Origin of the sequence: Rhodococcus sp. SG20037, assembly GCF_031763325.1 — a bacterium.
Taxonomy (GTDB): domain Bacteria; phylum Actinomycetota; class Actinomycetes; order Mycobacteriales; family Mycobacteriaceae; genus Rhodococcus_F; species Rhodococcus_F qingshengii.
In genome coordinates this window covers 5,058,372-5,082,609 of the sequence record NZ_CP134497.1, presented here as the reverse complement: position 1 = coordinate 5,082,609, position 24,238 = coordinate 5,058,372, and the positions used below count along the sequence as shown (strand labels likewise).

At 61.8% G+C, this 24,238-nt stretch carries 24 protein-coding genes, 4 tRNA genes and 1 riboswitch; of the genes, 17 read left to right on the top strand and 11 right to left on the bottom strand.

Annotated features, from left to right (window positions below; all coding sequences use genetic code 11):
* Positions 1 to 53: 53 nt before the first annotated feature.
* On the bottom strand, positions 54 to 929 hold the full coding sequence (locus tag RHP72_RS23260; protein ID WP_080726688.1) for a LysR family transcriptional regulator: 876 nt from the start codon (positions 927 to 929) through the stop codon (positions 54 to 56).
* 147 nt (positions 930 to 1,076) lie between these two features.
* Between RHP72_RS23260 and RHP72_RS23255 the strand changes: the two genes are divergently transcribed.
* On the top strand, positions 1,077 to 2,261 hold the full coding sequence (locus RHP72_RS23255) for an MFS transporter (protein ID WP_168798803.1): 1,185 nt from the start codon (positions 1,077 to 1,079) through the stop codon (positions 2,259 to 2,261).
* 57 nt (positions 2,262 to 2,318) lie between these two features.
* Here the strand turns inward: RHP72_RS23255 and RHP72_RS23250 are convergent, their stop codons facing one another.
* Both RHP72_RS23250 and RHP72_RS23245 read right to left on the bottom strand, forming a co-directional pair.
* Positions 2,319 to 2,909 (bottom strand): DUF937 domain-containing protein, encoded by a 591-nt coding sequence (locus RHP72_RS23250; RefSeq protein ID WP_118603199.1) that lies wholly within the window; start codon positions 2,907 to 2,909, stop codon positions 2,319 to 2,321.
* A gap of 99 nt (positions 2,910 to 3,008) precedes the next feature.
* Entirely contained in the window at positions 3,009 to 3,455 is a 447-nt protein-coding gene (locus RHP72_RS23245) for a hypothetical protein (RefSeq protein ID WP_003939955.1), read from the bottom strand.
* Between the two features lie 99 nt (positions 3,456 to 3,554).
* Here RHP72_RS23245 and RHP72_RS23240 point away from each other — a divergent pair, with 99 nt between their 5' ends.
* Both RHP72_RS23240 and RHP72_RS23235 read left to right on the top strand, forming a co-directional pair.
* Positions 3,555 to 3,932, top strand: a complete 378-nt coding sequence (locus tag RHP72_RS23240; protein WP_020908916.1) for an MmcQ/YjbR family DNA-binding protein — start codon at positions 3,555 to 3,557, stop codon at positions 3,930 to 3,932.
* 45 nt (positions 3,933 to 3,977) lie between these two features.
* Positions 3,978 to 4,562, top strand: a complete 585-nt coding sequence (locus tag RHP72_RS23235; protein ID WP_003940111.1) for a hypothetical protein — start codon at positions 3,978 to 3,980, stop codon at positions 4,560 to 4,562.
* A gap of 1 nt (position 4,563) precedes the next feature.
* Here the strand turns inward: RHP72_RS23235 and RHP72_RS23230 are convergent, their stop codons facing one another.
* The 3 genes from RHP72_RS23230 to RHP72_RS23220 form a co-directional block, all read right to left on the bottom strand.
* A complete protein-coding gene (locus RHP72_RS23230; protein ID WP_075834255.1) occupies positions 4,564 to 5,763 on the bottom strand; it encodes a low temperature requirement protein A in 1,200 nt (399 codons plus the stop codon).
* A gap of 84 nt (positions 5,764 to 5,847) precedes the next feature.
* Positions 5,848 to 6,936, bottom strand: a complete 1,089-nt coding sequence (locus tag RHP72_RS23225; RefSeq protein ID WP_311093873.1) for an NAD(P)-dependent alcohol dehydrogenase — start codon at positions 6,934 to 6,936, stop codon at positions 5,848 to 5,850.
* A 29-nt stretch (positions 6,937 to 6,965) separates the two neighbouring features.
* Positions 6,966 to 7,439 carry a DUF4334 domain-containing protein gene (locus tag RHP72_RS23220; RefSeq protein ID WP_007733878.1) on the bottom strand — a complete coding sequence of 158 codons (474 nt, stop codon included), beginning with the start codon at positions 7,437 to 7,439 and terminating at the stop codon, positions 6,966 to 6,968.
* Between the two features lie 121 nt (positions 7,440 to 7,560).
* On the opposite strand from RHP72_RS23220, the gene RHP72_RS23215 reads away from it, so the two are divergent.
* The 3 genes from RHP72_RS23215 to RHP72_RS23205 all read left to right on the top strand — a co-directional run bounded on the left by RHP72_RS23215 (position 7,561) and on the right by RHP72_RS23205 (position 9,545).
* Complete coding sequence (locus RHP72_RS23215; RefSeq protein WP_030535258.1) at positions 7,561 to 8,103, top strand: TetR/AcrR family transcriptional regulator; 543 nt, start codon at positions 7,561 to 7,563, stop codon at positions 8,101 to 8,103.
* 219 nt (positions 8,104 to 8,322) lie between these two features.
* Complete coding sequence (locus RHP72_RS23210; RefSeq protein WP_136470805.1) at positions 8,323 to 8,631, top strand: hypothetical protein; 309 nt, start codon at positions 8,323 to 8,325, stop codon at positions 8,629 to 8,631.
* Positions 8,632 to 8,693: 62 nt separating this feature from the next.
* Positions 8,694 to 9,545, top strand: coding sequence for an alpha/beta fold hydrolase (locus RHP72_RS23205; RefSeq protein ID WP_311093872.1), 852 nt, complete (start codon positions 8,694 to 8,696; stop codon positions 9,543 to 9,545).
* Between the two features lie 88 nt (positions 9,546 to 9,633).
* Here RHP72_RS23205 and RHP72_RS23200 read toward each other — a convergent pair.
* The 3 genes from RHP72_RS23200 to RHP72_RS23190 form a co-directional block, all read right to left on the bottom strand.
* A tRNA-Lys gene (locus RHP72_RS23200) sits at positions 9,634 to 9,706 on the bottom strand.
* A 12-nt stretch (positions 9,707 to 9,718) separates the two neighbouring features.
* Positions 9,719 to 11,110, bottom strand: coding sequence for an MFS transporter (locus RHP72_RS23195; protein WP_311093871.1), 1,392 nt, complete (start codon positions 11,108 to 11,110; stop codon positions 9,719 to 9,721).
* Positions 11,107 to 11,598, bottom strand: a complete 492-nt coding sequence (locus tag RHP72_RS23190; protein ID WP_214926407.1) for a MarR family winged helix-turn-helix transcriptional regulator — start codon at positions 11,596 to 11,598, stop codon at positions 11,107 to 11,109. Before RHP72_RS23190 ends, RHP72_RS23195 begins: the two co-directional genes overlap by 4 nt.
* Before the next feature lie 405 nt (positions 11,599 to 12,003).
* Between RHP72_RS23190 and RHP72_RS23185 the strand changes: the two genes are divergently transcribed.
* The 10 genes from RHP72_RS23185 (at position 12,004) to RHP72_RS23140 (ending at position 21,630) form a co-directional block, all read left to right on the top strand.
* Positions 12,004 to 12,657 (top strand): TetR/AcrR family transcriptional regulator, encoded by a 654-nt coding sequence (locus tag RHP72_RS23185; protein WP_003940323.1) that lies wholly within the window; start codon positions 12,004 to 12,006, stop codon positions 12,655 to 12,657.
* A gap of 112 nt (positions 12,658 to 12,769) precedes the next feature.
* Positions 12,770 to 12,842 (top strand) — tRNA-Glu (locus RHP72_RS23180).
* Between the two features lie 135 nt (positions 12,843 to 12,977).
* A tRNA-Asp gene (locus tag RHP72_RS23175) sits at positions 12,978 to 13,051 on the top strand.
* A gap of 70 nt (positions 13,052 to 13,121) precedes the next feature.
* Positions 13,122 to 13,198, top strand: a tRNA-Phe gene (locus RHP72_RS23170).
* A gap of 241 nt (positions 13,199 to 13,439) precedes the next feature.
* Positions 13,440 to 15,068 carry an ABC transporter substrate-binding protein gene (locus RHP72_RS23165; protein ID WP_311093870.1) on the top strand — a complete coding sequence of 543 codons (1,629 nt, stop codon included), beginning with the start codon at positions 13,440 to 13,442 and terminating at the stop codon, positions 15,066 to 15,068.
* Between the two features lie 179 nt (positions 15,069 to 15,247).
* Positions 15,248 to 15,343: riboswitch (SAM riboswitch) on the top strand.
* 4 nt (positions 15,344 to 15,347) lie between these two features.
* On the top strand, positions 15,348 to 16,427 hold the full coding sequence (locus tag RHP72_RS23160; protein WP_311093869.1) for an LLM class flavin-dependent oxidoreductase: 1,080 nt from the start codon (positions 15,348 to 15,350) through the stop codon (positions 16,425 to 16,427).
* A 29-nt stretch (positions 16,428 to 16,456) separates the two neighbouring features.
* A complete protein-coding gene (locus tag RHP72_RS23155) occupies positions 16,457 to 17,851 on the top strand; it encodes an NtaA/DmoA family FMN-dependent monooxygenase (RefSeq protein WP_311093867.1) in 1,395 nt (464 codons plus the stop codon).
* A gap of 69 nt (positions 17,852 to 17,920) precedes the next feature.
* Entirely contained in the window at positions 17,921 to 19,282 is a 1,362-nt protein-coding gene (locus RHP72_RS23150) for an MFS transporter (protein ID WP_311094894.1), read from the top strand.
* Between the two features lie 224 nt (positions 19,283 to 19,506).
* Positions 19,507 to 20,883, top strand: a complete 1,377-nt coding sequence (gene ftsW, locus RHP72_RS23145) for a putative lipid II flippase FtsW (RefSeq protein WP_064687643.1) — start codon at positions 19,507 to 19,509, stop codon at positions 20,881 to 20,883.
* 114 nt (positions 20,884 to 20,997) lie between these two features.
* Positions 20,998 to 21,630, top strand: a complete 633-nt coding sequence (locus RHP72_RS23140; protein ID WP_007733896.1) for a TetR family transcriptional regulator — start codon at positions 20,998 to 21,000, stop codon at positions 21,628 to 21,630.
* Between the two features lie 3 nt (positions 21,631 to 21,633).
* Here the strand turns inward: RHP72_RS23140 and RHP72_RS23135 are convergent, their stop codons facing one another.
* Positions 21,634 to 22,392 (bottom strand): SDR family oxidoreductase, encoded by a 759-nt coding sequence (locus tag RHP72_RS23135; protein WP_311093865.1) that lies wholly within the window; start codon positions 22,390 to 22,392, stop codon positions 21,634 to 21,636.
* Positions 22,393 to 22,523: 131 nt separating this feature from the next.
* Here RHP72_RS23135 and RHP72_RS23130 point away from each other — a divergent pair, with 131 nt between their 5' ends.
* A complete protein-coding gene (locus tag RHP72_RS23130; RefSeq protein WP_007733901.1) occupies positions 22,524 to 23,264 on the top strand; it encodes a VIT family protein in 741 nt (246 codons plus the stop codon).
* A 54-nt stretch (positions 23,265 to 23,318) separates the two neighbouring features.
* Here RHP72_RS23130 and RHP72_RS23125 read toward each other — a convergent pair whose 3' ends face one another.
* On the bottom strand, positions 23,319 to 24,209 hold the full coding sequence (locus RHP72_RS23125) for a universal stress protein (protein WP_063315860.1): 891 nt from the start codon (positions 24,207 to 24,209) through the stop codon (positions 23,319 to 23,321).
* Positions 24,210 to 24,238 lie beyond the last annotated feature (29 nt).

Here is a 24,238-nt window from a genome sequence, read left to right as displayed (position 1 = left end):
ATTGCTCCCCTCGAGGGATGTTACCGATCCGTAGTTATCCGGGGGCACTTTCACTACCAAGTCGTTCTTTCGACGTAGTCGCGGAACGTCCGGGCGGGATCGGACAGCTTGCGACTCTTCGACCAGATCAGCCCTATTTTTCGCTGTGCTCCTTCGATCGGTACATAGACGACTCCTTCGGCCCAGATCGGTGGATCCTGAACCGGCATGACCGAGACACCGAAGGACGCGGAGACCAGTCCGCCGACCGTTGCCAGCTCGCTGCTCTCGAAGACGAAATTCGGAGTGAATCCTGCGGCCGCGCACAGTTCATCGAGAATTCTTCGCATCCCGAAGTTCGGATGCATACCGATGAACGGTTCGTCGGCCGCGTCCGCAAGCTCGACCGAATGCAACTTCGCAAAGCGATGATCAGCCGGAACAGCCAATGCCAGTGACTGCTGGGCGATCTGCATCCACGCCACCTGCGGATCGCGCGGCTGAGGCGAGACGACGGCCAGGTCGGACGTGCCGGCGGCGATTCTGTCGACCAGGAACTGCGCGCTGTCCTGATGCAGTTCGAATCGCACTCCGGGATACTCGACGCGGTATCCGCGCAGCATGTGCGGCACCAACCAGGTGCCGAACGAGTGGAGGAAGTCGAGTCGGACCGTGCCGCTCTCGGGGCTCGCCAGCGACTGGATTTCGGTCTGCGCGGCGTCGAGGGCACGCAGTGCGATGCGAGCATGTCGATAGAGGATCTCGCCGTACCGGTTCAGTTCGAGTCGGCGTCCCTGACGGTCGAAGAGTGTCACGCCGATCTGTCGTTCGAGGCGAGCGAGTTTGCGCGAAAGGGTCGGCTGCGACAGGTGAGTCAGATCCGCGGTAGCGGTCACCTGTTGGGTTTCGGCGAGCACGACAAACCATTCGAGGTCTTCGGTCAGCATCACGAACCCAATCTATATACCCCCAGAGCATATAGAACACCAAGTTTATGCATTTTCTTTTGCCAAGTCGGGGCGGGAGGATTCTTGCCGGAGGTAAGTGATGCCTGGAGGTACGTGGTGACTGTCGAGAATGTGATCGAATCCGAAGTGATGCCGCTTCGCCGCGGAACATCGGGATATCGAACCGTGACCGTTGCGTTGTTCGCGGCCGGGCTGTCGACGTTCATCTCGATGTACGCGGCACAGGCGCTGCTGCCTGCGTTCGCCGAAGACTTCCACGTCTCGCCTGCGGTGTCTGCGCTGTCCGTCTCGGCGACGACGGGCATGTTGGCGTTGGCAATCATTCCGGCCAGTGCGCTCTCCGAGCGCTTCGGTCGCACGCGGGTGATGATCGCGTCGGCGTCGGCGTCCTGTGTGATCGGTTTACTTCTGCCGCTGAGTCCGACGATCGAGGTTCTGCTGGTCGGACGCGCAGCACAAGGATTGGCTCTGGCCGGTGTCCCGGCGGTGGCGATGGCCTATCTGGCCGAGGAGGTCGATCGGAAGGACCTCGGTGCAGCGATGGGAAGGTACGTCGCCGGCACGACGATCGGTGGGCTGATCGGACGGCTCGTGCCGTCGGCCGTCGTCGATTTCAGTACGTGGCGTTGGGCGCTGTTGACTGCGTCCGCGCTGTCGGCATTGTTCGCGCTCAACATGATCCGGCGGCTTCCCGCGTCGAAGTTCTTTCGCCCGCAACCGATATCGGCGCGCACGATCGCGTCGAATCTACGACGCCACCTTGCGAACCCGTCGCTGCGAACACTCTTCGCTTTGGGATTCATCCTGATGGGCGGCTTCGTGTCGATTTACAACTTCCTCGGGTTTCGGCTCACGGCAGCACCTTTCGGCCTTCCCGAAGCGCTTGTGGGCCTGGTGTTCCTTTTCTACCTTGCCGGAACTTTCACCTCGGCGGTAGCCGGCGGGGCCTCTGACCGACTGGGTAGGCGCAGCGTGCTGCTCGGGTCGGTTGTCGTCATCGGTATCGGCCTGGCACTGACCGTTCCGGACAATCTGGCGTTGACGCTCGTGGGGATGCTGCTCTTCACCGGAGGATTCTTCGCCGCACATTCGGTGGCCAGCGGTTGGGTGGGGCTGATCGCTACCGATCACCGGGCCGAGGCGTCGGCGTTGTATCTGTTTGCCTACTACGCGGGTTCGTCCGTGGCGGGCGCCCTCGCGGGTCTTGCATACGCGGGTGGCGGTTGGGTCGGGGTCAGTACTTTTGTGGGCGCGCTGCTGTTGGTTGCGTTTGCCTTGTCACTGAGGATGTTTCGATCTTCGACGGTTGACTGAACCGAGCACTGCGGCGATCCCGAACGGGATCGCCGCAGTGCGAATCTGTCGAGCGTATTACTTCTTGCCGCCGCCGAGGAGGCCGCCGAGCAGGTCTCCGAGGCCGCCGCCCCCGGATCCGCCCAAGATTCCGCCGAGTGCTCCGCCGATGCCGCCGCCGGAATTGCCGCCGCCGCCGAGAATTCCGCCGAGGAGATCCCCGAGTCCGCCGCCACCGGAGGTCTGGGTCTGCGCGCCGGCTCCGCCACCGGTGAACTGCTTGGCGAGGTAAGCCAGGACGATGGGAGCGAGGATCGGCAGCAACTGCTTCACCAGATCGTTTCCACCGCCGCCACCGACACCGCCGAGTGCGCTGGCGACCTGATCGGTGTTGCCGCCGAAGATGTTCGAGACGATCTTCTGACCGTCAGCGGTGTCGACTTTGCTGATGTCGACGCCGTCGTCGAGAAGGCTGGTGTCGGCGTGAGACTGCAACGCGCTTTCCAGCGAGGCTGCACCGGCGGGATCCTGCGCGTTGGCGCCGAGGCCACCGACGAGGGTCGGAAGTGCAGTCTTGACCGCCGATTCGGCAGTTGCCTGGTCGACGCCGAGTTGCTGCGCGATCTGGTCGATGGGGATCTGGGATAGAAGGTCGTCAAGCGATGCCATTGATGCCCTACCTCTTCTGGGGTACTACTCGTCAGTACCCGGCTGTTGCAGACACTAGTGAATGTCGGCGTCGACGGTAACCCTCCGGTTGCCGAGCGGTCAGGCTCGGGTCTTCTCGCGGGGGACCAGGCACGCTAGGAGAGCGAGAATCAGTCCGCCGGCCGTCAGAATGAATCCTGTCTGATTTGTCAGGATCGTGGAGTAGTTTTCCCTGATGACATTGTCGAACTGATCGTTCACGCGGTAGTAGAACGTGCCAAGAGTCCCCAATCCCACGATAATTCCGATCCATGCTGCGATGCGAGAACCGAATAATGCGGCGATCAGAATCAATACGGCGGCGGCGAGCAGAAGTATCGCCATCGACCGGTAGAAGGTCACGGACTGATCGCCGAGTTGCTCGATTGCCCACCCGGCCGGAAAGCCGTCCCGCAGGTCCTCGAGGCGAACGTTGTCGGGTTTGACCCCGGCCAGTACGTACATGAACGAGCCGACGGCAACGGCGATTCCACAAATGAGCAGAACGAGATGAACTAACGTGCGCATGCCAGTCTCCCTGTGTTCGGAGTTCGGTGACGCGGTCGTCGCCGAGCCTAGCTGTGTCGCGGGTGTCAAGCTCGGTATCGGGCGTGCAGAATCGTCTCCATGCCCGACAACATGCGTCGACTCGAAGAGATCTCGCTGTCGCTGCCGGAAGCGGAGCGCGTCGACATCGAAGCGTGGGACGGCCACCCGACGTTCCGGGTCCGCGGCAAGAATTTCGTGTTCTGCAACCTCGAAGCCACCTCCTTGACCGTCAAGCTGAGCAAGGAGGAAGCCGAAGCGGTGGTGGCCACCGAACCAGGCGCAAGTGCTGCGGGCTACGGACTCGGTCGACACGGGTGGGTTGCACTCGACATCGGCACCGACGTTTCCGAGGAGAAATGGTCGCAACTGGAGGAGTGGATCTACACCTCGTTCACCCTCGTTGCGCCGAAGCGGCTTGCCCGGATCGTTCTCGATGCGGATGAGGAACGCCCGTAACGGATAGATTCGTCAGTACAGACGCCGACTAGACGAGGAATTGTCATGACGACACCGGAAACTTCACCGGCCACCGCAAAACCGGGCATGCCGCCGTGGGCGAAGAAGGCCATCGGGATCGCAGTGATGGCGGTGGTCCTGGTCATCGCCTACTTCATCCTTGCCGCCTTCCTTCCGCGTTGGTGGGCGCAGCGCATTGCGTCGTTGGCGAACGGCAGTTTCAGCGCCGGAATCGCGTGGGGGCTGCTGTTCGGTCTCGTGTGCACCCTGGTCCCGCTCATCTTCTTCCGGGCGGTCTGGCAGGTGCGCAAGCGCAAGCATGCTCGAATCATGCAGATCACGGCTCTCGCGTTGGGTGTGATCTTCGCGCTGCCGAATCTGCTCTCTCTGACAGTTGTTCTCGGCAACAACAACGCTGCGCATGCGGGCGAGCGGATCCTCGACGTCGACGGCCCCGGATTCCGCGGAGCATCCGTTGTCGGTGCCGTCCTGGGCGTTGCGTTGTTCCTTGGACTTGTCGCGCTCGGCTACATGTACAAAAAGCGTGGAAAGGATCTCGACAAGATGCGCGGTGAGCTCAAGCAGCACGAGCCGCAGAGCAAGGGCGAGGCTCCGGCTCCGGAAATCTGAGTCAGCTCTTCGACCGAGTACTCAGGCCGACACCGACTCCGACGGTTCCCGCCGCCACCAGTCCGGCGAGCGGGACAGCCCAGTGTCCGGCAAATGTGCAGGCGAGAACCAGGATTGCACTCACCGGTAGAACGGCCTGCTCGATTCTGTCGCGCTTGAAGTGGCGTGAATGCATGAGCCACACGAAGATCAGGAACATCGCGGCCGGAATCGTGACCGCGGCAGATGCTGCGAACGTCGAAATGTGCGCTTCGCCAACTGCTTCCTCGACGGCTACTTCGATGCCGGCGCCGATGGCCGCAGCGGATCCGAATACGAAGTAGTGCCCGTATCCCCACAACAGGACGGCGCGATTGCCTTGGTCTGCGAGGTACTCGTGGATCGGGACGGCGAAGTAGATCCACAACGCGGAGAACACGATCAGAACTCCGCCGACGGCAATCGGAATCAGTAGATCGGCGGCGTCGAAATCCCGGATGCCGGATTGGACCGCGATGGTCGCGGCAGCGATGGTTTCGCCGAGCATGATGATGGTGAAGAGGCCGTAGCGTTCGGCGATGTGATGCGGGTGCCACGGCGTCTGGTGGTTGCGTTCGGCGATCGCCGGCACCGCGAGTTCGGCGATCATGAGAACGAAGAAGCCCGGAATCCACGCCGACGCCGGCATCAGAAGCAGCACGATCCAGCCGGCCTGGACGATCACGAGCCCGGCGGCATATTGCAGAGCAGTCGTTCGCGCTGCACCGGATTCACCGCTGGCGGCTCGAAGCCATTGGCAGGTGAGCGCAATTCGCATGATGAGGTAGCCGACGATGGCCGTCGTACGGTCGGTTCCGTCGAATGCGTCGGGGATTCCGGCGGCGAAGACGAGCACGCCACAAATCTGTACGAAGGTCGCGACCCGGTAGGGGACGTCGTCCGTGTCGTAGGCAGACGCGAACCAGGTGAAGTTCACCCACGCCCACCACAGCGCGAAGAAGACGAACATATAGCCGGCGATGCCGTCGGCGTAGTGGCCCTCGGCGACAGCATGCACCAGTTGAACTCCGGCCTGTGCGGCTGCAACCACGAAACACAGGTCGAAGAACAGTTCGAGTGGCGTCGATGCTCGATGGTCCTCGTCGCGGCTGCGTGCGCGCATCCGGATGATCGGCATTACGGCCCGGCCGTGGCCCGCGCCTGTACTGGTGTGTTCTGTCATCGTCCCCACCTTGCTCCGACGTCTAGTGCAGGAGCGCAGTCTAGGGCGAATTCCGTCGGGTCGACGAATGAGACATTTCGCCCCTCACCACACGAGAACGGGTTTGATGACGCGCCCCGACGCTTGATCTTCGACGGCTTTGTTGATGTCGGAGAAGGCGTAGCGCGTCACCAAGCGGTCGATCGGAAACCGGCCACCAGTGTAGAGTTCGACGAGTTCGGGGATGAACGTCGAGACTTCCGACTCTCCTTCGATGCATCCTCGAATTGTCTTTCCGCTCAGCATGATGTCGGCCATGTTCATCTCGACCGTGGACGCTCCGAGTCCGACTACCGCCAGTGTTCCCCGTGCTCGAAGTGATGTGACGGCTTGATTGATCACGGAGCCGATTCCGGTGGTGTCGAGGGAATGTGTCGAACCTCCGTCGGTGGCGGCGCGTACTGCTTCGACCGCGTCCTCGGTGGTCGGATCGACAGTGACGGCGCCGAATTCCTCGGCGAGTGCGCGCCGCTGCGCAACGGGGTCCACGGCGACCAGGGTGGAAACGCCGGCAGCCCTCGCTGCCAGTAGCGCTGCGAGTCCGACGCTGCCGGCTCCGAAGACGACAAACGTCGAGTCGGGCTCGGGGCGAAGTAGATTCAGCACGGCACCCGCGCCGGTTTGAAATCCGCAGCCGAGGGGAGCCGCGACGGTCAGGTCCACCGCAGGATCGACGACGACGGTGTTGTCGGCAGTGGCGATGACGTATTCCGCGAAGCTGGACTGGCCGAAGAATGCGGACCGTATCGGAGTTCCGCTTCGCCGGACCGGCGTCGAGCCGTCGGTGCGTGCGCCAGAGCTGTTGAGCCCGTGTGAGCTTTCGCAGTACGCCCGATGGCCGCTGAGACACTGCCTGCACACACCGCAACTGCGGTAGCTCAGCAACACGTGATCACCGGGCGCAATGCTGTCGATCGACGAGCCGACGGCCTCGACCACCCCCGCCCCTTCGTGCCCGAACACGCAGGGGCCGAGCCTTTCCGGTAGCACCGACTTCGTGAACAGATCTGTGTGGCACAGGCCGGTAGCGACGATGCGAACCAGGATCTCGTCTGCGCGGGGTTCGTCGATTTCAACGGTGTCGAGTGTGAAGGGGGAGTGCGGGCCGTGTGAGAGCGCCGCTGTCATCTGCATGGAGAATCTCGAATTCTGTTCGGCGCGAATCACGCTCGCTCGAGCAGGAAGTAGTAGTGCTGTCCGCCGTCGAGAACCAACGCCGATTTTCCGTTCATGATGCCCATGAGCGTCGAATCGTCGACTTTCTTGAAATGGTCGAAGATCGGCGCGCCGTCGTAGACCATCGTCGCCGTGACTTCGCCACGAAACTCGATGTTCCACAGACTTGCCTCGCCATTGCCGCTCTTGACGTCGGAGTAGAGGTTGCCGTCTTCGTCTCGGCAGATCAACGGCTTGGCGTCCTCGACCGAGTTGAAGGTCTTGCCGTACCAACGGCTCGCGAACAGCTTTTCGTGAAGACGGTGACCGGTGGCGAAGTCGTCACCCTTCCACTCGCCGAGGATTTCTTCGGCGGCGACGGTTTCCAGCGCGGCCCACACTTCGTCGAGTTCTGCTGGTGATACACCACTTTCCGCAGCACGGAGCCGGGCGAAAGCAGTTCGGGCTTCGTCGAGATTCATGTCTCTCCTCGAGTTGACGGTAAGTGGCACGACTTGTTCGCGAACCAAATTGTTCGTCAACTCTGCACGCTACGCCGAACCGGATGGTTCGGCAACGGTCGATTCGTTCTAGGCTGTGAACATGCGCTCAGCAGGGGAAGCTACGAGGGACCGCATTCTGGCGGCCGCAAAGGACGAATTTGCCACGTACGGGCTGGCCGGCGCGCGGATCAATCGGATCGCCGCGCAAGCGCGTGCCAGCAAAGACCGTCTCTATGCGTACTTCGCAAGCAAGGAAGAGTTGTTCGCTGCCGTGACCGAACAGTGGACGTCCGAAACAACAGCGGAGACAGCACTTCGAGGTGACGACTTGCCGGGCTATGCAGGTCGCCTCTTCGACAACTACGTTGCCCATCCCGAGAACGCCCGATTGCAGCAATGGGCGGATCTCGAAGCGCCGGACGTCATGAGCGAGGACGACATACGAAGCAAGACCTTCCGGCCTAAAGTTGCGGAAATCCGCAAGGGGCAGCTCGAGGGGCACATCGACCCCGCGTGGAATCCCACGGAGTTGATCCTGCTGATCACGGATATCGCCCGGATGCTCGCGCTCAAGTCGTCTCGTTCCATCCCTCGACGTCGGGAGGCGGCAGTCGAGGCGGTTCGGCGTTTGATTGTGGCTTAGCGAGTCCAAACGCGAACGTCCACGCCCGTCGCTGTGTGGTTGCCCGGATTTACGGATTTCTCAGTAACGGTGCGTACGTTGGGCGTCGGCTCGTTGACGCCCTCGGGATGTTGACGTGCCGCCAAAACTTTTGTCGTCGACTGTTCAGATGCTGGTGAGCAAAAGGATCGCGGCCGGCCACCCTGACTGAATATCGTCGACGCCGAGCGTGTTCCTTCGGTGCGCGCACCCGTTCAGCATCTGGAGTGGACCCGTGTCGAAGTGGCCGTGCATATGAAGATCTCGAAGAAGGTAGCGCTGGTCGTTGTGGCTGCTTGCGCCCTGACGTTGGGATCGGCGCAAGTCGGAACCGCCCGCGCGGACGCGCCGGTCAAGGTCAGCGTGGCCGGTCATGTGGTGAGCGCCGGGCACTTCGAGCAGGTGCGGCGCCCCAACCGGTGTGTGAAGGCCGGGACGGGGAAGTCGAAACCGAGCGAGCAGAAGTCCACGAATCGCAGTGGGCGTCGAGGCAGCGGGGGATGCTTCTGACGGTGGTTGCGAAGTTCCGCAATCAGCCGTCCTGGATCTGTAACACGTTCTAATCTTGCGTGATGGACGTGACCTATGAGGGGACCAAACGCGAAGTCGCTACTGACAAGGGGACTTTGCGCTATCACGAGGCGGGCGATGGTCCGCCGTTGATCCTGTTGCACGGCTCAGGGATCGGTGTGAGTGGTTGGCGGAACTATCGGGGGAACCTCGAGGTGTTCGCAAAGCACTTCCACTGCTACCTCCTGGAGTTCCCGGGGTTCGGCGTGAGCGATGCCGTCGACGGTCATCCAGTTCTCACGGCAACCTCGGCGGTGGTTCGATTCATGGATGCGCTGGGAATCGAATCCGCTGCGATGATCGGCAATTCGATGGGCGGAGTTGTCGGGGTCAACGTCGCGATGAGGTTCCCTGACCGCGTCCGCAGATTGGTCACCATCGGAGGCGTGGGCCCGAACATCTTCAGTCAGAACCCGAGCGAAGGTACGCGTCTCCTCCAGGAATTCGCCGACGCTCCCAGCCGTGAGAAGTTGGTTCGCTGGCTCGAGTGCATGGTTTACGACAGATCCGTGATCACCGAGGAGCGGATCGAGGAACGATGGCAAACGGCCAACGATCCGGCCTCGCACCAGGCATTGACCGCGATGTACGGATCCAAAGCCTTTGCCGCTCAGCAGCAGATGATGTCCAACTCGGATGTGCCGCCGTACTGGTCGATGATGCACAAGGTGCAATGCCCGACCTTGCTGACATGGGGGCTCGATGATCGGCAGTGTCCACCGGACATGCCGATGATTCCGATGCGACTGATTCCGAACGCCGAACTGCATGTATTTTCGAACTGCGGGCACTGGGTGATGATCGAAGCCAAGGAGGCATTCGAGCGCGTGACCCTCGAGTTCCTGCTTCGATGACCTGCTGTTGCATTCATGTGGCACGAATCGATGTGGCACGAATGCACAAGACCCGGCGCCTCTGAATGAGGCGCCGGGTCTGTGTTTGTGCCCCCAGTAGGACTCGAACCTACGACCTGCGGATTAAAAGTCCGTAGCTCTACCAACTGAGCTATAGGGGCGCGGCGCAGAGTCTAACGGGACCGCAGAGTCCGTGAAAACACCACCCCCACCAGAAGGGCGATTCCGATGACGGCGATGGTCCCGCCCGTGCGATGCAGACCCGCGTCGTCGATGGTTCCGCGCATGGTCAGCTCGATGACGACGGCGGCAAGGTTGGCGCCGATGTACTGGATTGTTCGGTAAAGGCCGATCGCGGTCCCGACGTCGGCGGAGGTGGTCACCGAGTTGATCAGGTTCTGGTTTCCCATGTTGTTGAAGCCGTTGGGAATGCCCAGGATCGCCGCAATCAGCAGGAGTGCCACTAGGGGAGTCGAGCTCGATTCGACAAAGGCGATCAGAACGCCGCCGACGGCCAAGGCCGCGGTGCCGATCAGCAGGGTGATCCGTGCGCCGAATTTCCCGTACACCCTGGACGCGGACATGGTCGCGAAGATCCCGACCGCAGCGACGGGCAGCATGAAGAGTCCGGCGCTGATCGGTGACATTCCGCGGGCTACCTGTAGCCACTGGGGGAGCCCGAAGAAGATGCAGTAGAACGCCGTGTACGTCAGAAGCGTCCGGCCGAGAGTCATGCTCAGTGCGCGGTTTCGGACGACGGCGCGGACGTCGATGAACGCCGAGGCCGTTCGACGTTCCCACCAGACGAACAGGAACGCGAAGAGGGCCGTCGACGGGACGAGGTACCACTTCGCGTGCTCGGCGAGAGAGAGGAGAAAGAGCATCGTCGATGTCGTCAGAGCGAGAAACAGGGTGATGCCGAGTGGGTCGAGAGATTTGAACAACGCAGCGGCGCCGGCCCGGTCGGGCAGGGCGGAGTCGCTCGGGGTGGCGAAGAAGACCCATACGACAGTGACGACGACAAGTGGGAGGTTCACCCACATGATCGATTGCCAACCGAGTGTGCCGACCAACAACCCGCCGAGAGTGGGCCCCAGCGCGACGACCGATTGAGCGCAAATGGTGAGTGTTGCTATAGCTGAACGGGTTTGAGTCCGGTGGCGGTCAGCGTATTCGCGGATGACGGTCATTGCGTTCGGATACTGTGTCGCCGTGCCGATTCCGAGCAGGATTCGTGCGGCGATCAGCCAGCCCAGCGACGGGGCGAGCGAGCCGAGGATCGATCCGGCAGCGATCAGGCCCAATCCGGCGAGGTAGACGCGTTTGGCGCCGAGGATCGATCCGAGTCGACCAGCCGCCGGCGCCGTGACCGCAGTCGCGATGTAGAGGGCCGAGATGACCCACGCTGTGCCTGAACTGGAACCGAAGTATGTGGCGATCGGGACGATTGCCACCGCAATCATCGACGAGTTCAGCGCTTGAAGAACGGTTCCGGAGCCGAGAGCAAGACTCAGTTTCAGTGGAACGGGAGTTTGGGGGGTCGGCGTTTCGACGACGGTGGTCACGAGTTCATCAGTGACTCCTCTGATATCGATGTCGATGCTGGGGACTCGCCCTGGCCGAGTCTTCGCAGGATTCGGCCGGCGATCAGAAGCAAGTCACGCTCGGCTTCGGTGCACTCGGCGTCGATGACCTCGGCCAGCCACTCTGTTCGTTTCGTTCGGTCTTCGTGAAGGGTCGATGTGCCGAGTTCGGTCATCGTGACCAAGACCGCGCGGCCGTCCGATGGATCCGCCCTTCGCGTCACCATGCCCTGCTCTTCGAGCGCGGCCACGGTCTTTGCGATTGATTGCGGCGTGACGCGCTCGAATTTTGCCAATTCTTTGGCGGTCGACGGACCTTGTCGGTCGAGGTGGCCGAGGGCCTGGATCTGGCTCGGCGTGAGCTTGTGGTCGTTGCGTTTGGTGCGTAGACGTCGGACGAAGGCACCCAGATCGTCCCAAAGTACGTCGATCTCGTCTCGAGCCTTGCTGCGACCCTCTCCAATATTCATTTAGACAGTCTAACTGTGTTGTTTCGATGCTGCCAGTACGGTTTCGACGGAAAAGGGGGAATAAACAATTGCACTAGTTGTTTAAAACCTTGGGACTGCTGTCCATCGGTCGGCGAAGCAGTTCCGTCTGCGAGGTCGAATTATCAGAATCTCGGGCACGAAAAAGCTCGGATGCGCACCCCCTGCGGCGCACCCGAGCGGCCAAAACCATACCACTTGGTGTCTTTTGGGCATAAAGTCGGTTCTTGTCCCCTGAACAGCCGATTGCGTCTAGTACTTTTGGCGGGTATGGCTCTAGTCCTTACGTAGGGTGTGTTGGAGGGGATATTGTGAAGTTTCGGGGGATGACAGGCGCCGATCACGGCGGCTCTGCGTACCAACTCTGCGAGAGGCACAACACCGTAAATGGCACGTCAACAAGAGCGTGCGCGGCGTACCCGCGCCGCCCTGGTCGAAGCGGCTGCAGTCGAATTCGCCAAGCGCGGCTATGCAGCTGCGTCGGTGAACACGATCCTCGAGGGCTCCCGCGCCACCAAAGGCGCCATGTATTTCCATTTCCAGTCCAAGGAAGAGTTGGCGCGAGCGGTTCTGACCTCGGCTATCGAAACCTTCACTGGAATTACTGATCGTTGGGCCAAGAGAACAGACCTCGATCCATTCGTCGCTTTGCACGGTCTCGTGCTCGACATTGCCGAGGTCTTCCGTGCCGAGGTGATCGTGCAGGCGGAATTCCGGCTGATCATCGAGCCCGAGTTCTACAAGGATGTGCAGTCCGGTGGTGGGCAGGTCTGGGGAAAGACCGCCTATGAGTTGGCATTGCGTGCCAAGGACGACGGTTTGCTCCGAGAAGACGCCGACCCGGACAAATTCACGCGTGTACTGGCAGCGAGCCTTGCCGGCCAGCGGTACATGGCAGACCTGATTGCCTCCAGTGGAGATCTGGGCGAGTGGTTCGAGGAGTCTCTCGAAGTAGTCCTCGAAGCCATGGCTACGCCGCAGTGGTTGGAGACGTTCCATCGTGACGGGTGGCCCCAAGTCGAGTTCCCTGACACTGAATAGTGCACTTTTCTGCCCGTGAACAGGCGATTTGTGATTTCCGAATGCCGTGCCATAAGCTATCCAAGCTCCCAACGGAACGCCGTTGGGGTACTAGTTCGGAGAGATCCGGCGGGCCCCCTTCGTCTAGCGGCCTAGGACGCCGCCCTTTCAAGGCGGTAGCGCGGGTTCGAATCCCGTAGGGGGTACGTTTTGCGAAAGCGAAACGATGCAGTATGGTTTGACCCGCACGACACGCTTTGAGATGCACAAATGCCGGGCCAGGACAGTGGTTTGGGAGCGGCTCGAAGATGTAGTACGGTTTCACAGCAAGGAAAAAGCAAGGCCCTGTGGCGCAGTTGGTTAGCGCGCCGCCCTGTCACGGCGGAGGTCGCGGGTTCGAGTCCCGTCAGGGTCGCAAAGCTTTGTTCTCAATCAATCGGTTGAGAACAAAGCAATGCGATAGGCATTCGGTTCGGGTGCCGTCCGGCCAGGTAGCTCAGTTGGTACGAGCGTCCGCCTGAAAAGCGGAAGGTCGCCGGTTCGATCCCGGCCCTGGCCACCATAATTCTTATCGACAAGCTCCAATCTCATGTTCTTCGAACATAAGGTTGGAGCTTTTTCGTATTCGGATGTCAGTCGCCATAAACCGCTCGGCTCGATCATCTGAGTTATACGCATCCTTTGTCTCCGTGAATGATTCCGGTGACCGGGAACGTGCTGCGCGTCACTCCGTCAAGAACCTCACTATTAGCCGGTTGCGGCCGATCCCTGGCCGCGTCTACTGGAAGTGAGGTGGAATCTCCGTGTCGCACTCGAGATCTTGGCCTATCGGGAAAGTCAGCCGGGTCGCCGTGGCGCTGATCGGTGCCGGTGTCCTGTTGGTGGGCTGCGCGAGCAGCAATGACGACAGCGGTACCGATACGACGACCGCGTCGGGAGACATCGTGACCGGCATGGTCAACGAGCAGCCCGATCCGGGAACTGCGGTGGCCGGCGGGACCATGACGTACGGCGTACAGGTGCTCGTTCCCTCACTCGACCCGACGAAGACGGCCGCTCGCGGCGGTTCCGGCGGTGAGGCCTTCGCTGCTGTGTACGACGTCCTGATGAGTTACGACACTGCGAGCGGCGAGTTCGAGCCCAAGTTGGCTGAATCGCTCGAGACAGCTGACGACGGAGCCACCTGGACGCTGAAACTTCGCGACGGTGTGAAGTTCAGTGACGGCACCACCCTCGACGCCAACGCCGTGATCGCGAGCATCGATCGGTACAACGCGGGCAAGGGCAATGGCGCCGAACTGTGGCTGGCTTCGGTGGAATCGGCGCAGGCAAGCGGTCCGACGACAGTGGAATTCAAGCTGAAGACGCCGTGGATGCGTTTTCCGTCGATGCTCGCTCTCGGGCACGGGATGATCGTCGCCCCGAGTTCGCAGCAAGGCGACAAGTTCACCGCCGTCGGAGCCGGACCTTTCACCGAAGATGTCTTCACACCGAGCGTCGAGCGAATCTTCAAAGCCAACCCGTCCTACTACGGCGGCGCTCCCAAGCTGGACAAGTTGCGGATGGTTGCGCTCAACGGCCCGCAGGCCAATCTCGAATCATTGAACAGCGGTCAGCTCGATGTCGCCTACATTCGCGGCCTCACGTCGGCGATCAATTCTGCCAAGTCCGCTGGTTACCCCGGCTACATCGACGTGCTCAATGCCGGCAGTGCCGAGATTATCAACAACCGTGAAGGCCGACCGGGCTCGGATGTTCGCGTTCGCCAGGCCATCGGCTACGCGCTGGACACCACGTTGATCGATCAGCGAGTGGAAAACGGTGAGGGACTGCCGGGCTCGGAGTTGTTCGGTCCGACGTCGCAATGGCATGTAGACACACCGGGTATTGCCTACGACCCCGAAAAGTCGAAGGAACTTCTGAATCAGGCAAAGGCAGACGGGTACGACGGCAGCCTCGACTACGTCGTTCTCAGTGAGCCGAAGGACCACGCGATCGGCCTCGCCGTGCAGTCACTGTTGCAGGCCGTCGGGTTCGAGGTGAACTTGATCTTGGCCAACAACGCCGGCGACATCGTGCAGAACGTCTACGTCAAGCACGATTTCGACCTCGCGCACGCGGGCATCGGAATGTATGAGTCGATTCTCGATCTCGGATTGTTCTCCACGACCAACAGCACCTCGAGGGCGAATACTGCTGGATATGCGAACCCGGCGATGGATCAGCTGATCGCAGATCTACAACAGGCCAAGGACAATTCGTCGACCCTGGCGATCATCGGCAAAATTCAGACGCTGTGGAACGAGACGGTTCCATCGGCGCCGATCGGCGGGCTCACGTCGTTCTGGGCTTGGCAGAAGAACGTGCACGGTGTGGTTCCGACTGCAACCGGCATCATGCTGTTCGATCAGGCATGGATGGGCGCGAAGTAGCGTTCCAGCGCACACCGAGAGCTCCGTCCGACGCGAGTCGGGCGGGGCTCTTTCGTGTCTACGTCGGCTAGCGTTGCGCAACCCTTTCGATCAGGATGATTGTATTGAAATATGTTGTAGGTCAATATGATTCGACAAGCGTGATTTGACTTGCCCAGCGTGGCCCGCATAGATTGCATCCACCATCCAGAGTGGCTGAGAGACCTGGCTCGATGATGCCGCAGCAACCCGCTACCTAACCGCAGTGTGGGTGCTACCGCCAGGACCGATGGAGGACACATGACTGTATTTGCCGTGGGTATCGAACTGGACGGCGAGGGCACTCACCCCGCTGCCTGGCGCCGAAGCTCACACCGCCCGGACCAGCTGCTCACGGGCAAAGCCGTGCGCGATCGCGTCGCGGCTGCCGAGAATGCCGGCTTCACGTTCGCGACGTTCGACGATTCCATCCTCCCCCCGAGTGGTGACGTCGTCGGCCGCATCGATGCCGTCTCGAGGGCGTCGTACGTGGCGGCGACAACCAGCACGATCGGGCTGGTCCCCGTCGTCGGGACCACGTACGCCGAACCGTTTCATACGTCCTCGCAATTGGCGACGTTGGACTACTCCTCGCGTGGGCGCGGCGGCTGGCTTGCTGTTCCGGTCGAAGACGATGCCGCGGCGAGGGCGTGGGGGAGGGCTCCGGTAACAACGGAGTCGGCGCGTCAGCAAGAGCAGCGGGATTCGGTCACCGTTGTGACCGATCTCTGGGACTCGTGGGAGGACGACGCCGTCGTTCGTGACTATCTCAGTGGGCGTTTCCTCGAACGTGATCGTCTGCATTACGTCAATTTCGAGGGCGACACGTTCTCGGTGAAGGGGCCGGCAATCGTTCCGCGGCCGCCTCAAGGCCAGTTGGTGGTGTTCGGCCGCTACGGCGAAATCGATCCACGCCAGCCGGATGTTGTTCTCGTTTCGGGTGATTCGGTGGAGACCATTGCACAGTCGGCTGCCAAGGCGCGCGATGAGGGCGCGTCATTGGTGGTCGCCGAGGTCGATGTGGCATTCGATACGCCGAATCTGTCTGCGGCGCAGCGGAGGACCGAGCTGAACTCGTACGGGAATGCCGTCGTCACCGGCCGACTGCTCCTGGCTGCAGATCCGGGGGAAGCGGCCGTGGTTCTGAAGGAATTGGCCGGACACCTCGACGGTGTTCATTTCCATGCTCTCGTGATCGACGAGGACCTTCCGGTGCTGGCCAAATTCGTGCTTCCGACGCTGTCCAAGGCCGGGTTGACGCGACGCCCGGTTCCGGGATCGACCCTGAGGGGCAACCTCGGTCTGCAGCGGCCCTCAAATCGATTCGCCCACCCCTCCTGACTTGACTTCGCGCTAAGGATATTTCGGCCATGACTGCATCACGCTCCGCCGTACCTCGACCCGACGCTCACGTTCACTTCGGTGTCTTCTTCCAGGGGGTCAACCACACCACCATCTGGTCCGATTCCGCGAGCGGATCCCAGATCGACTTCGAGACGTTTCGGCGGTTGGTACTCACCGCCGAGCGAGGTCTGTTCGACGCCTTCTTCCTCGGTGAAGGCCTGCGGCTTCGTGAACAGAACGGCAAGATTCTCGATCTGGATATCGCCGGCCGCCCCGACGCCATTGCGCAGTTGGCCGCCCTCGCCGGTATCACCGACAAGATCGGGTTGGTCGCGACACAGAACACCACGTACAACGAACCGGCCGACCTTGCGCGTCGACTCTCCGGCCTCGACCTACTTTCCGACGGACGGGCCGGCTGGAATGCGGTGACCACCGACAACGCGTGGACGGGAGAGAACTTCCGTCGCGGTGGTTTCCTCGACCACTCCCTGCGCTACGAGCGTGCCGGGCAGTTCATCGAAACCGCGCGGGCACTGTGGGATTCGTGGGCCGACGACGCGATCTCGGATTCTCGCACGTCCGAGAACTGGTCTACTCCGGGTGCCGTCGGCGACGTGCGCAGGCAGACTTCACAGTTCGACATCACCGTGACGCCGACGCTTCCCCGAAGCCGCCAGGGGCATCCGGTCATCTTCCAAGCGGGTGATTCCCCGAGTGGACGCGATTTCGCGGCGACCCATGCCGACGTCATCTTCTCGCGACACGGGACTCATTTCGAGGGCGCGCTCGACTTCGCCGACGACATTCGGGCTCGGTTGCGTAAAGCCGGGCGACCGGAGGACGACGTCAAGATCTTGCCCAGCACGCAGATCGTGTTGGCGGAGAACGAGTCCGAAGTCGAGGAGAAGGCACGGTGGGTCCTCGAAGGCCAGTTCACCGGTCAGACTGCCCTCTCTCTCGTCGGACTGGTGTGGGGTAAGGACCTTTCCGATCGAGACCCCGACGGTCCACTCCCCGAGGAAGATCCGGTTGCCCGCCCGGTTTCGGAGACGCGCGGTTCCGCGCGGGACGGCAACGACCCCATTGCGATCGCACGTGAATGGCGTGCTCTTGCCGAGGCAAAGAATCTGTCCCTACGTCAGGTCGCTATCGAGACCTCGCAGCGTTCGGGTTTTGCGGGCACTCCGGGGCAGGTCGCAGATCAGTTGGTCCATTGGGTGCGCAACGGAGCTTCGGACGGCTTCAACATCTCGCCGTACCTGGTGCCGACCGGGCTCGACGAGATCGTCGACTGGTTGATCCCGGAACTGCAGGAGCGTGGGGCGTACCGCACCGAGTACTCCACGTCGACGCTGCGAGAGCACTTGGGGTTGCGACCGCCGCTCACGCGTCGGGCCACGTCTGAAGCTGCGGGGTAACGGGTCCTGTCCCACACGGTCACAGCGGCGGCCGAATCCACCAAGCTCGGTTCGGCCGTCCGCTGGGAAATCGTCGTCTGCGTAGCTGCGGGTTTCACCACCCTTCTCGATTCGGCGGTGCTCGGAATCGGGGTTCCGTCGATCCGGGCGTCGCTGGGCGCGTCGACCTCCGAGGTGCAGTGGATCCTTGCGAGCTATTCGCTGACTTTCGGCTTGGCCCTTGTGCCGGCGGGCCGACTCGGTGACGTCGTCGGGCGTCGACGCTTGTTCTTGGCGGGGCTGAGCATTTTCGCTGTGATGGGAATCCTCGGGGCATGTGCGTCGGATCCGTCGATGATCGTGTTGGCTCGTCTTGGGCAAGGGATCGGCGCAGGCACCATCAGTTCGCAGGTGCTCGGCATCATCACCGACCGGGTGTCCGGAAAGGCTCGGGCGAAGGCGTTAGGCGCGTACAGCACCGCGGGTGGTCTGGCCGGCGTTTCCGGACCGATCCTCGGTGGCGTTCTGCTGAAGTATTCTGACGCCGACTTCGGATGGCGGTTGCTTCTCGTTCTCAACGTGCCGTTTGCTCTGATCACACTGATTCTGGCGTTTCGCTTTCTGCGCCGTGATCGAACTACCCGATCGGGCGCATCGATCGATCCGGTTGGGCTGTGTCTGCTGGCGACTACGACCGGGCTCCTGTTGTGGCCCATCGTGACCCGAACCAGTGTCACTGTGGCTGCGGCTTTCCTGATCGGTGCGTTCGGCGCTGCCGTTGCCTTCTGGTTCTGGGAACGTCGGTACGCCGAGCGCGGCGGGACGCCGGTACTGCTTCCGTCGTTGATCGCCTCGAGGGGCTTCCGGTTGGGTACGACGGTTGCACTCTTCTGGTTCGGATCCATCCTCGCCGTCAACGCGGTGCTCAGCCTCTATCTGATCGAGGGTTTGGGCTTCGCCCCGCTGAGTGCGGCGTTGATCATGACCGGTAGCTCACTCGCGATGGCATTGACGTCGGCTTTCGGATGGCGGCTGGTTGCCAGGTTCGGCCGAAGTGCGGTGGTTTTTGCCATCGTCGGCGAGATCCTTGTCGTCCTCGGCTACATCGCAGCGGTCAATCTGATTCCTCGGGAACATCTGATCCCGGTGCTGGTGGTCCTGGCGGTGTTGTCGGGAGTTGCCAGCGGTTTGGTCGACGCGCCCAATCGGGTGCTGACTCTCGAATATGCACCGCCGGGCGCGAACGGTGTTGCGGCGGGTTTCCTTCAACTGTCTCAGCGCCTGTCAGCGACCATCTCGCTGGCCGCGGTATCGGGATTGTATCTCGGTGTGCTCGGATCGTCGCCCGACGGATACGGACGTGCGTTCGGGATCGCGCTTGCCGTCTGCGTGGTCATGTTGACGCTCTCGTTGGCGGGAGCGGTGGCAGACCGACGCCGGCGAAGGACGTGACCTGGTATTTCGTGGGTCTACATGGACCTCGGGAGGCCGAGCCCGTGTGACTCATGGGACTTGTGTTACCCATGGGTTAGGAGTCGTGGGACGATACTTGTGTGGTGACCGGTCGCAGTGAAGACAAGCCCAACGGTCGCGGGAGTGGAGAGCCAGTTAACTCACCCCGTGGAGCGTCGGACAAACGTGACCGCACATCGACACCCTTCCGCGCTCGAACGGCGATGTGGACGAATCGGCCACTGTTCGATTTCCATATGATCGTCGGTCTGGTCGTGCTGATCGTCGCGTTCGGACTGCTGATGGTGCTGTCGTCTTCGGGCGTCGAATCCTATGTTCTGTCCGGGACGTCCTACGCCCGCTTCTGGCCGCAGTGCATGTTCGCAGCGATCGGTTTGGTGATGTTCGTGGCGGTCGTGCGGTTGCCGACCGAAACGATGCGTAGAGCCTCACCATGGCTGCTGATCCTGTGTCTTGTTCTGCTTGTCCTGGTGCTGATTCCAGGTATCGGCTCGGAACAGATGGGTGCTCGCAGCTGGTTCGTGATCGCGGGCATTTCCTTCCAGCCGTCGGAGCTGGCCAAACTTGCTCTGGCGATCTGGTCCGCAGCGACGGTTGCGTCGTTCATGAAGGCGCGGATGGACGTCAACCGCGCGCTGCCGGTGATCGGCGGTACGACGTTGCTGGTTCTGGTTCTGGTGGTGTTGGAGAAGGACCTCGGAACCACCATCACCATCGGCATCATCTTCATGTCGGTGCTGTGGTTCGGGCTGTTCCGGATGAAGACATTCATCAGCCTCACACTCGGTTCCGCAGTCGCATTTCTCGTGCTCGGGCTTACTGCTGGTTACCGCTCGGATCGCATCAAGGCTTTCCTCAATCCTGATCTCGACCCGCAGGGTTTGAACTTCCAGAGCACTCAGGCCAAGTACGCACTGGCGAACGGAGGCATCTTCGGGCGCGGTCTAGGACAGTCCGACGCCAAATGGAGCTATCTCCCGCAGGCGCACAACGACTTCATTTTTGCCGTGATCGGTGAAGAGTTGGGTCTGGTCGGCGCGCTGATCGTCGTCGCTCTCTTTGCCGCGGTTCTGATCGTCGGGCTGCGGATCGCGAAACGGTCCACTGATCCGTTCCTCAAAGTCATGACAGCGACGGCAACGACGTTGATCGTCGTGCAGGCGTTCATCAACATCGCCTACGTCGTCGGCCTGATTCCGGTGACCGGTCTGCAACTACCGCTCATCTCGGCGGGCGGAACGTCGATGATCACCACCCTGCTGATGTTCGGGCTCATCGCGCACGCAGCCTTCCGTGAGCCCGAGGCTGTCGCCTCGGCAGAGAGCAGCGGTCGCGGTTGGATACCGCTGGTCTTCGGCAAGCCTCGGTTCGGCATTGCCAAGAAGCCACAGACCGATCGACGGAGGCCGCCAGCTCGCCGCGCCCAGCCTGCTCCAACTGGGCAACGCCGACCGGAACGACGGGCACCACAACCCGACAGACGCCGGACTCCAGCTCCGGGCCGACGCGCACCCTCTCGCGACTGGTCGGAAGATCCACGTAGACGCGGCCGATCCGATCGGCCGCGGCGCGCTTCCTGATCTGGGCCAGTTCCACTGGCGGGCAGTTCGGAAGCGGGCAGTCATGCACCCGACAATTGCGTTGGGCGGCTACATTGGGAGTCGGCAAAACGACGTCTAATAAGGGTTGTGGACATGGCAGGTGGCGACAAGGCAGACCAGTCGGTGGTCGAACGTAGCTCGGTGACCGGACGTCGTACGACGCCGTCGCAGCGAGCGCGTTTTCGCCGGATTGTCGACGCCGCAATGGAATCCGCCTCCGAAGGCGGCTACGACGCGGTGCAGATGCGATCGGTGGCCGATCGCGCCGGCGTCGCGATCGGCACTGTTTACCGGTATTTCCCGTCCAAGAACCACATGCTTGTCGTCGCATTGTTGTGGATGTTCGAGGGTTTGCGTGACAGATTCCAAGACTTTGTAATCCCGGGCGAGACTCCGTCGGACCGGATTCTGTTTGTGCTGCGCAAGAATACGGAGGTCCTCGAGACCGATCACCTCCGTTACGAAGCGTTGGTTCGGGCGTACATGTTCGCGGACGCGTCGGCGACTCCGGAACTCAACGCGCTCGGTGGGGTCGTGACCGAGATGTTCGCGAAGGCGATCGGTGTCGAGGAAGTCTCGCAGCAGCAGTTGGACGCGGTGAAGGTGATCGACGACGTCTGGATGTCGAGTCTCGTCTCGTGGGTTGCGGGCCGGATGACGACGGACGAGGTGATGGCGCACCTGGAACTTGCCGTGCGACTGGTCTTTCGCAAGTTGGGCGGATAGCGCTCAGACGGTGTAGCCACCGTCGACGTTGAGCTTCTGGCCGCTGATGAATCCGGCCGCGTCGCTTGCGAGGAAACATACTGCTTCGGCGATGTCGGCAGCTGATCCGAAGCGCTTCAACGGGATTCGGCTCATCGTCACGTCGAGCGCGCCTTGGTCGAGTTCGGCGGAGCTGATCAGGCGCTCCGCCATTCCGTCCGTCAACATGCCTGGTCCTACAGCGTTGAACCGGACGCCGTAGCGTCCTTCCTCTGCGGCGAATCCGCGAACAAGTTGTTCGACAGCCCCTTTGGTGCCAGCGGAGAGTCCGTCGCGCACGGGAAAGCGATCCGTTGCCGCGGTTGTCACCGCCACCACCGAACCCGAGGATGCACGCAGCGCAGGCAGGGCGGTGTGGATGAGGGTGAAGAACGCCGCGGCCTCCTGGTTGAGTTGTTCGGTGAAGAACGCCGGCGTCACACGTGAGAGGTGCGTCATCGGGACGTGCGGTCCCGCAGCGTGGACCAGCGTCGTCAATGTGCCCAGATCATCGACCGCATCGTTGACGGCGGCGCTGATCGACAACTCGTCGGTCAAGTCGAGAGAGTACGAGTGGGCGCGCACGCCATGCGCTCGAATCTGCTCGCTCAGTTGCTCGGCAGCGCCCTTGTTGTTTCGGTAGGTGAAGGCGACGTCGTGTCCGCGTTCGGCAAGGGTCAGGGCGATCGCGGACCCGATTCCACCGGTTCCGCCGCTGACAAAAGCGGTGCGTACTGCGCTCACAATGCCTCCAGATGTCTGCCGATTCCAAACCGAACAAATGCTTGGTTGGGGTGCCAATCGGAATATATCAGTGCGCGAAGGACAGGCTCAGATTGCTATCGCAACCGGACTGATCGTCCTAATCTGTTGCCATGTCCGGAGACAGTGTGCAGTTGACCGACGGGGCGCCCGGTGGGGAATCGGAACCTCACGCACCGAGTTTGAACAATCGCCTGAACTGGCTGCGTGCAGGTGTTCTGGGTGCAAACGACGGAATCGTCTCGACCGCAGGCCTCGTGGTCGGTGTTGCGGCAGCCACAACCGAGCGCTCAGCAATCTTCACAGCCGGTTTTGCTGGACTGGTTGCCGGCGCTGTGTCCATGGCGTTGGGCGAGTACGTCTCGGTCAGCGCTCAGCGGGATACCGAACGCGCACTCCTGCAGAAGGAGAAGAAGGAACTCCTCGAGACCCCGGAGGCTGAACTTCAGGAACTGACCGAGATCTACGAGAACAAGGGATTGAGTCCGGAGACGGCCCGCCGCGTCGCCGAAGAATTAACCGAGCACGACGCCTTCGCAGCGCACGTAGAAGTCGAATTGGGTATCGATCCAGACGATCTCACCAATCCGTGGCATGCAGCGATTTCGTCGGCAATCTCGTTCACGATCGGCGCGGCGATCCCGTTGGTCGCAATTCTGGTGCCGCCGACAGGCATCCGCGTCCCTATCGCATTTTTCGCGGTGCTGATCGCACTTGCGCTGACCGGGACGATCAGCGCGACGCTCGGCGGAGCTCGCAAGACCAGAGCGGTGCTACGCGTGGTGATCGGCGGCGCGCTGGCGATGGCCGTGACGTACGGAGTAGGTCAGTTGGTGGGCACGGGTCTCGCCTGACCCCTGCTGTGCGCCTTTATTAACCGCGGGGGGTTAATAAAGGCGCACAGCAATTCAGGCGCGACAGATCATGACCGGCCCTGGCGCATGGTGCAGCAGATTCTGGCTGGTGGAGCCCATCACGGCGCCCGCCATCGCACTGCGGCCGTGACTTCCGACAACTATCAACTGTGCGTCGTCGGCGTATTTGAGCATGACGGGAGCAGCGGCACCGGGTTCACTGATGCGGGTGACCGGCACGTCCGGGTACTGGTCGGCCATACCGGCTAGATTTTCCGCCAGTAGCGCCGATTCCTCCTGCTCGACAGCCTCCCAGTCGATCAGGATTCCCGCTCCGCCTTCGCGGAAGGTGGACGAGCCCTGCCAGGTGTGGACCGCGATGAGCGGCGCGTCGAACTGATCGGCATAACGAAACGCGTACTCGACGGCCTTCTTGCTCAACGCGCTTCCGTCGACTCCGACGATGACGGGACGCTGATCCGGACCGGGATTCTCCGCCGAACCACGCCACACGGTGACCGGACAGGTTGCATGATTGGCCACCTTCAGTGCGGTCGATCCGAGCAGCCGTGAGCGCAGTGCACCCGATCCGGTCGACCCCATCACGATCAGGCGTGCGGTACCCGAGGATTCGAGGATATGCGTCGACGCCGGCCCTGGCGCGATCTCGGATTCGATGGTCAGTTCGGGGAATTCGGCCGAAATCACCGCGGCGGCGGCATCGACGATCGCTTCGCCGTCTTCGCGGATCTGGCTGAGGAACTGTGACTGCAACATCACTGCAGCGGGACTGTAGATCGGGCCCTCTTGCGGCAGGGCGTGCGCCAGAATCAGTCGTGAGTTCACCGCGTTCGCGACGGAGGCTGCCCACCGGGCCGCCGCCGTCGAGGCCTCGGATCCGTCGATACCGGCGACGACATCCTGGTGTCCTGCAAGTGTGTTCATGTCTACTCCCTCTGAAATGATCGAGATCG